The 6677-nt window shown below is 51.7% G+C and carries 8 protein-coding genes and 1 pseudogene; 5 read left to right on the forward strand and 4 right to left on the reverse strand.

All coding sequences use genetic code 11. The annotated features are described in order from the left end of the window. Window positions 1-89, forward strand: a pseudogene (locus MVD07_RS05660) (kinase); the annotation flags it as partial. Here MVD07_RS05660 and MVD07_RS05665 read toward each other — a convergent pair. Continuing rightward, entirely contained in the window at window positions 74-553 is a 480-nt protein-coding gene (locus MVD07_RS05665; protein ID WP_297499564.1) for a type II toxin-antitoxin system VapC family toxin, read from the reverse strand. The pseudogene MVD07_RS05660 and the gene MVD07_RS05665 sit on opposite strands and share 16 nt — an antisense overlap. A gap of 48 nt (window positions 554-601) precedes the next feature. Between MVD07_RS05665 and MVD07_RS05670 the strand changes: the two genes are divergently transcribed. Further along, a complete protein-coding gene (locus MVD07_RS05670; protein WP_297499552.1) occupies window positions 602-1072 on the forward strand; it encodes a hypothetical protein in 471 nt (156 codons plus the stop codon). Here MVD07_RS05670 and MVD07_RS05675 read toward each other — a convergent pair. Further along, complete coding sequence (locus tag MVD07_RS05675) at window positions 1043-2554, reverse strand: sodium/proline symporter (protein WP_297499554.1); 1512 nt, start codon at window positions 2552-2554, stop codon at window positions 1043-1045. The two genes, MVD07_RS05670 and MVD07_RS05675, sit on opposite strands and share 30 nt — an antisense overlap. Window positions 2555-2870: 316 nt before the next feature. Between MVD07_RS05675 and MVD07_RS05680 the strand changes: the two genes are divergently transcribed. From MVD07_RS05680 to MVD07_RS05690, 3 genes are read left to right on the forward strand one after another with little or no spacing between them, the layout of a single operon-like run. Continuing rightward, window positions 2871-3638: a 5-oxoprolinase subunit PxpA gene (locus MVD07_RS05680; RefSeq protein ID WP_297499566.1), complete on the forward strand. Its 768-nt coding sequence runs from the start codon at window positions 2871-2873 to the stop codon at window positions 3636-3638. Window positions 3639-3643: 5 nt separating this feature from the next. After that, window positions 3644-4339 (forward strand): 5-oxoprolinase subunit PxpB, encoded by a 696-nt coding sequence (gene pxpB / locus MVD07_RS05685; protein ID WP_297499556.1) that lies wholly within the window; start codon window positions 3644-3646, stop codon window positions 4337-4339. Next, a complete protein-coding gene (locus tag MVD07_RS05690; protein ID WP_297499558.1) occupies window positions 4332-5339 on the forward strand; it encodes a biotin-dependent carboxyltransferase family protein in 1008 nt (335 codons plus the stop codon). Before pxpB ends, MVD07_RS05690 begins: the two co-directional genes overlap by 8 nt. Here the strand turns inward: MVD07_RS05690 and MVD07_RS05695 are convergent. Together MVD07_RS05695 and MVD07_RS05700 are read right to left on the reverse strand one after the other, a co-directional pair. Beyond that, window positions 5302-5748: a UPF0179 family protein gene (locus MVD07_RS05695; RefSeq protein ID WP_297499560.1), complete on the reverse strand. Its 447-nt coding sequence runs from the start codon at window positions 5746-5748 to the stop codon at window positions 5302-5304. The genes MVD07_RS05690 and MVD07_RS05695 overlap by 38 nt on opposite strands. A gap of 27 nt (window positions 5749-5775) precedes the next feature. Then, a partial coding sequence (locus tag MVD07_RS05700; protein WP_297499562.1) for an NAD(P)-dependent glycerol-1-phosphate dehydrogenase occupies window positions 5776-6677 on the reverse strand: 902 nt, incomplete at its 5' end.

Consider the following 6677-nt stretch of genomic DNA (forward strand, 5'->3'; position numbering starts at 1 on the left):
GCCTCCTCGGGAGAGGAGTTAAGAGAAGGGTCGGAATCGTTGACTGGAGCGGGACCTACGACGAGATAATCCCCTACCTGCGCCTCTGACGCTTCCTCCTCGGGATAAGCCTTACGGGGCTTCCACAGTCCGGACAGACTCCACCGGGGGGCATCCCCCCAAAGCGCTTCCCACAGCCGATGCAGACGTAGTTCCAGCGGATTACCCTTTTTATGCCCCTCTTAAGGGTTCTGAACTCTATGCCGAGCGTTTTAGCCACGTTCTGAAGGTTGTAGTCGTCGGTGAAGAGGACTCCTCTGAGCTCGTAGGCCAGCGCGAGAACCTCAAGGTCGGCCTCGCTCAGCTCGTTTAGCTCGCCGGTTTTTTTCGACGCTTCCTTAACGGCCTCAACGCTCTCCTTCGAGGGAACCAGAACCCTAACCTTCCCCGCGCTGATCAGGCCCTCAAGGAAAAGCTTCGATTCGGGGTCTTTGACCTCCTCGACGACCTTTGGGGTGGTAACACCTTCCACGTCAACGCCCTGGATGAAGATAGCAGTATCGATAATCAACATCACTTAGTTTATTAAGGGAGACATTTCAAAAACTTTGGGGGTGATACTTTGATTCTGAGGATAAAACCCCTATATACCCCTAGGGATGAAGAGAGTTTCAAGGAAATATACTATCCTATGTGGGTGTATATCTTTGAATATACCGTCAAAAGGAGACTTTTTGGAGACATCAAAGGGGGGGCAATCATTCTTGTGGATGGCATTAGTGGGCGTGCATATTTAGCAGATGCATTTCCCGATATTGAGAGAGTTGAAGCTGAGCAGGGAGTTCTTAAACCACAGATAGGCGATGCAAAAAGTGATGCAATCGCCAAGGATAAGGTTGAAACATTTTTGTTCAGAAAGTTTGCTTATCTGAGGTTCTCTTACTCGCTCGTGAGTAAGGTTTTTGCCTACAAACTTCTGTGGGCAAGAAAAGAAGAGGAGCACTACTATCTATTGGATAGTGTAACCGGGGATGAAATAGAGGTGTATAAAATAGATGAAGAATCAAAAGAGGTCATCGACGATACCGGCTAGCATCTTAAGTTCTGGGGTCGCGGAGCCTCCTTTGACAACGATTTTCTTTCCAGCCGCGTAGTCGATTATTTCTTGAACTTCCTTTGGCGGTGCCTTTGTGAGAAGGCTTACGATAAGGATTGCAATGCTGGCGAAGACGAAGCCAGGAATCATCTCATACCATGGGTGCCAGCTGAGTCCCAGTTGCTTCCAGAGTATCACAGTTATTGCCCCAACTATCATTCCAGCTATTGCACCCTCTTTGGTTGCCCTTTTCCAGTATAGGCCGAAGATGACCACAGGGCCAAATGAACACGCAAGTCCAGCCCAAGCATAGAGCACGAGTTTAAAGACTGTCTCAGTTGCCCCGAGAGCAAGGTATATGGAGAGAAGACTGACAACCAATACTGAGATTCTGCTTATCCACACCAGCTTCTCCTGATCAGCGTTTGGGTCTATAATTTTATGATATATATCTCTAGCAAGGGCAGATGCAACGACAAGCAGATAGGAATTTGCACTTGACATTATTGCAGCTGCCATGGCAGCTATGAGAATCCCAGCAAAGACAGGAGGTAGCATCTCTTTTGTAAGTGCCATGAGAGAGAGCTCAGGTTTTACTCCGGGGAGAAGAACCCTAGCGGCTACACCACCGAGGGTAACTCCATAAAGCGCTATCACCGCCCAAACGACAGCTGCAACTAGCGAATATTTTAGCATCCTAGAATTCTTGATTGCCATGAACCGGACATGGAGTTGTGGCTGTCCGAGATACCCAAGATAACCTATTGACAGAAAACCCAAGAGGGTTATGGGGGCAACCCAAACACTTGTAAGTTTAGGGTCAATAGAGTAAAGTTTGTCATACATTGGGGTAAATCCACCTATTTTGGCTATCGCCAGTGCAGGAACGACAACAGCCCCAATGAACATTAGAATTGCCTGAACAACGTCTGTATACACAGCAGCAGCGAAACCGCCTAGTAAGACGTATACGAGGACTGTTAATGCACCGATTATTGCACCCCATTTGTAATCTATGCCAGTTAAGAACTCCAGAGTGCGCCCCATAGCCACGGTTTGGGCTGCTGTATACGCAGTTAAAAAGATAAAGATAATTATTACCGAAACAATCCTAACAATATGACCTTTATCATAGTAACGAGATTCCAAAAAGTCAGGTATTGTTATTGCTCCAACCCTTTCTGTAAAGCGTCTGAGCCTTTTGCCCAGGACTGTGAAATTTATCAATGGACCACCAGCACTCGTCATTGGAACCCATACGCTTCCAAGACCGAGGCTATATCCTTTTCCGGGCATTCCTTGGAACATATAACCGCTCATGGCAGTTGCTTGATGAGTGAGGGCAATAGTAAAGGGGCCAAAGCGCCTCTTGCCAAGGAAATAGCCCTCAATGGACTCGCTTCCGATTCTATAGGTCAATATGCCGATTGCTATCATTGCTACTAGATATATGACGAAGGATACTATTACGACGTCCATTCAGCCCCCTCCTCTTCCTTGCTTAAATAGAAGTATGCCACTGCCAACAAGACATAAATCACAGGCACCCCAACCCAGAGGAAGACTACAGACGCAGGCACTTCCATGCCCCCTTGGAGTTTTCATTTGTAAAGATAGCCTAAAGTGCATAAATAGTTTTCGGTTTAATACTATATGGCTGTGATTAATACGATTTTAGTATTTAATTTAAAGTTTAAATATTAAATTAGCACATAATTGCCCTAGAATCTATGAGTTGGTTTCTACGTAGAAAATATTAAAAATGTAAAGTGGCAACTAACAAATGGTGCTTGTTATGAAGGTCGACCTAAACTCCGACCTCGGCGAGAGCTTTGGTCGCTACAAGCTGGGCCTTGACGAGGAGGTTATGAAGTACATAAGCTCAGCCAACGTTGCGACCGGCTGGCACGCCGGAGATCCAATTGTCATGAGGAAGACCGTAAGGCTCGCTAAGGAGAACGGCGTTGCAGTTGGCGCGCATCCGGGCTACCCAGATTTGCTCGGCTTCGGGAGGAGGTACATGAAGCTCAGCAGAGATGAGGCGAGGAACTATATCCTCTACCAGATAGGGGCACTTTACGCTTTTTCTAAGGCCGAAGGCCTCGAACTCCAGCACGTTAAGCCCCATGGGGCACTGTACAATGCTCTTGTGAAGGAGGAAGAGCTCGCGAGGGCCGTCATCGATGGGATGGTGGACTTCGACAAAAAGCTTATCTTTGTGGCACTCTCCGGCTCAAGGCCGACTGAAATAGCCGAGGAGATGGGTGTTAAGGTTGCCCACGAGGTCTTCGCCGACCGCGCCTATAACCCAGACGGAACTCTGGTTTCACGCTCGAAACCCGGGGCGGTGATACACGAGGCCAAGGAGATAGTCGAGCGCGTGGTTTCGATGGTCAAGGACGGTGGGATTAGGGCGATAAACGGCGAATGGGTGGAGCTAAAGGTTGATACCATCTGCGTCCACGGCGACAACCCCAAGGCAGTGGAGATAACCTCAATGGTGAGGAAAGCGCTTGAAGAGGAGGGTGTGAAGGTAGTGCCGATGAGGGAGATAGTGCGGTGAAACCCATGAAACCCGAGATAAGGCCCGCCGGCGATTCTGCCCTCCTCGTATCCTTTGGCGAGGTCATAGACGAGGAAACTAACGACAGGGTTCATGCAATAGCGCGGGCAATAGAAAAGGCAGACTTTGAGTGGCTGATCGAGACTGTTCCGGCATATTCCTCCATCCTCGTCGTCTACGACGCGCTGAAGGTTTCCTACACGGAGGTCGAGGCCTCTATAAAGCCTTTGTTGAAGGCCAAGGGAGAGGTCTTTGGGGGAAGGCTCGTGGAGGTTCCCGTCGTTTACGGGGGAGAATACGGGCCGGACATTGAGTTCGTGGCAGCGCACAACGGTTTGAGCGTCGATGACGTCATCAAAATTCACTCCAGACCGGTTTACAGAGTTTACTTCCTCGGCTTCCTTCCCGGATTTGCTTACCTCGGCGGGATGGACGAGAGAATAGCGACTCCCCGCCTGGAGAGGCCCCGTCTCCAGGTTTCAGCTGGCTCGGTCGGGATAGCCGGGAGGCAGACGGGGATTTACCCGCTCGAAAGCCCCGGTGGCTGGAGGTTGATAGGGAGAACACCTTTGAGACTTTTCGACCCGTCGAAAGAGCCGCCAACACTCCTCCAGCCGGGGGATAAGGTGAAGTTCTTGCCAATAGATGAGGAGGAGTTCAGGGAGCTGTACGAGAAAGAATGGGGTGGGAACTTTGATTGAGCTCCTCCGCGTTCCCTCCTTTCTGACAGTTCAGGACTCAGGGAGGAGGGGCTACAGAAAGTTAGGTGTCCCCCTTTCTGGCTTCATGGACGATTACTCCGCCAGGATAGCAAACTACCTTGTGGGGAACCCCGGTAGTGCACCGCTTTTAGAATTTCTCCTGACCGGGCCAACGCTCAGGTTCAACTCCTCTACCGTATTTGCCGTTGCAGGGGATACTGATGTCAAGCTCAACGGGCTTTCCATTGAACCCTGGACGAGCCACTGGGCCATGAGAGGGGATATCCTTGAGGTCGGAACGCTGAAAAGCGGGCTCTACGGCTACATAGCCTTTGCCGGTGGACTAAAGTGCAAGAGGCTTTTGGGGAGCTGCTCCACCTATCCAAAAGCAGGCCTTGGAATGCCTTTGAAGGCCGGCGATAGGCTGACCCTCGGCTACGCGATACTGACAGGCAGGGAGGGGCGTTCCATCCCAATGGAGCTCAGACCGAACTACTCACAGGGAAGCATAGAGGTGAGGGTCGTTTTGGGGCCGAACCCTGAGCACTTCACCAAAAAAGGCGCTGAGACATTTCTGAGCTCGGAGTACACTATAACTCCTGAATCCGACAGGATGGGCTACCGCCTTGATGGGCCGGCTATAGGGCACTCTCCTCTTGGAGCGGACATCGTGACTGAGCCCCTGCTCCCTGGGACCGTTCAGGTTCCCGCTAACGGAAAGCCGATAGTGATGATGCGGGATGCCCAAACCACAGGTGGCTACGCAAAGATAGCAACGGTTGTAAGTGCCGATTTACACATCCTGGCCCAAGGCAGGCCCGGGACGAAGGTCAGATTTAAAGCGGTGGAGGTTGAAGAAGCGCAGGAAGCCCTCAGAAGGTGCGAAAAGACGCTGGAAGCCATAAAAGCCTTCCTGGAGGGAAAGATGAGGGCGTATAAAGTGAAGGTTGGTGAAAAAGAGTTCACGGCTTTTGCGGGGCCTTCTTCCTCATCACCTTGACGACCTTGTAGGTCTTGCCGTCGCACTCGACTTCACCGGTTACTTCTATAATCTTGACGGAGTCGCCCTCAAAGAGACCCTCGGGGCGGAAGACATCCCTTTTTTTCGGGTCACTGCACTCCTCGAACTTCAGCTGGATTATCGAGCCAACTATCGCCAATCTCGGCTCAACGGCCACCTCTATGCTCGGCTCAACGACCTCGACGACGCGGACCTTCCCCTCATGGAGGGGGCAGGAGTGAGAGGGCATGCTCCTTACGCGGAGTACCTTGTACCTCCTTCCCGGTTCAAGGTTTCCAACACAGACTCCGGCGAGTTTGCAGGTCTTGCAGGGCTCAGCAGGGCCGTAGAAGATAAACTCAAGGCCCGGCTTGGCAAGCTTTTCACCAACTAACGTGATTATGGCCATTTCAACCACCTCCTGATGAAACGATGATCAGATGACTCCGGTTATTTTAGCGGCCTTCTCGGCTGCCTCCCGGGTCAGGCCATCCGTCCCGAGGATTGTATAGCGCTCGGGCCTTATCGTGTGGGCTATGGTGAGGGCCTCGACTACAACCTCGGGCTCGATTCCAAGCTCGTATGCGGTTGTTGGGGCGCCCACCCTCTTTAAAGTTTCCCTAATCCTCTCCCACTTCAGGCCGTGGAGGTAAGCGGTTATTATCGTCCCAACGCCAACCTGTTCGCCGTGTAGAGCTGGCTTCTCAAGGAGCATGTCGAGGGCGTGGCTGAAGAGATGTTCGGCACCGCTTGCTGGCCTTGAGGAGCCTGCTATGCTCATGGCAACGCCACTGGATATGAGGCCCTTCACAACCTTCCTCACCGACTCCTCGTTGCCGAGCCGTATTATGTCGGCGTTTTTTATGACCATCTTGGCGCTCATGAGGGAAAGCGAGGCCGCGTACTCGCTGTAGTATTCCCCTTTTATCCTGTGGGCGAGCTGCCAGTCCTTTACCGCTGTGAGATTGCTTATCGTGTCCCCAACCCCGGCGGCGAGGTAGCGGTAGGGGGCCGTCTTTATCACCTTGACGTCCGCTATGACCGCTATCGGAGGAACGGCCCTGACTGAGGTCTTGGCACCCAAGTCCCTTATCGAGGCATTTGCGCTCGCTATACCGTCGTGGGAAGCAGTAGTGGGGAAGCTTATAAAGGGGACGCCCGTTTTGAAGGAAGCTAACTTGGCGACGTCTATTATGCTTCCACCGCCGACTGCTATCGTCCACTGGGCGTTTTCGTCCCTTATAGCCTCAATGGTGCGCCGGACTTCCTCCATGGTGGCGCCCTTCTTTATGAGCAGTCCCCTTACATCGTAGGTCCCCTTGAGGCTACGCTCTATTT

Source organism: Thermococcus sp. (assembly GCF_027008145.1).
GTDB lineage: Archaea > Methanobacteriota_B > Thermococci > Thermococcales > Thermococcaceae > Thermococcus.

What these genes read in the sequence shown, in the direction of transcription:
- MVD07_RS05695 (WP_297499560.1), bottom strand. Translation starts at nt 5,748, where the DNA reads ATGGCCATAATCACGTTAGTTGGTGAAAAGCTTGCCAAGCCGGGCCTT.
- MVD07_RS05665 (WP_297499564.1), bottom strand. Translation starts at nt 553, where the DNA reads ATGTTGATTATCGATACTGCTATCTTCATCCAGGGCGTTGACGTGGAA.
- pxpB (WP_297499556.1), top strand. Translation starts at nt 3,644, where the DNA reads ATGAAACCCGAGATAAGGCCCGCCGGCGATTCTGCCCTCCTCGTATCC.
- MVD07_RS05680 (WP_297499566.1), top strand. Translation starts at nt 2,871, where the DNA reads ATGAAGGTCGACCTAAACTCCGACCTCGGCGAGAGCTTTGGTCGCTAC.
- MVD07_RS05675 (WP_297499554.1), bottom strand. Translation starts at nt 2,554, where the DNA reads ATGGACGTCGTAATAGTATCCTTCGTCATATATCTAGTAGCAATGATA.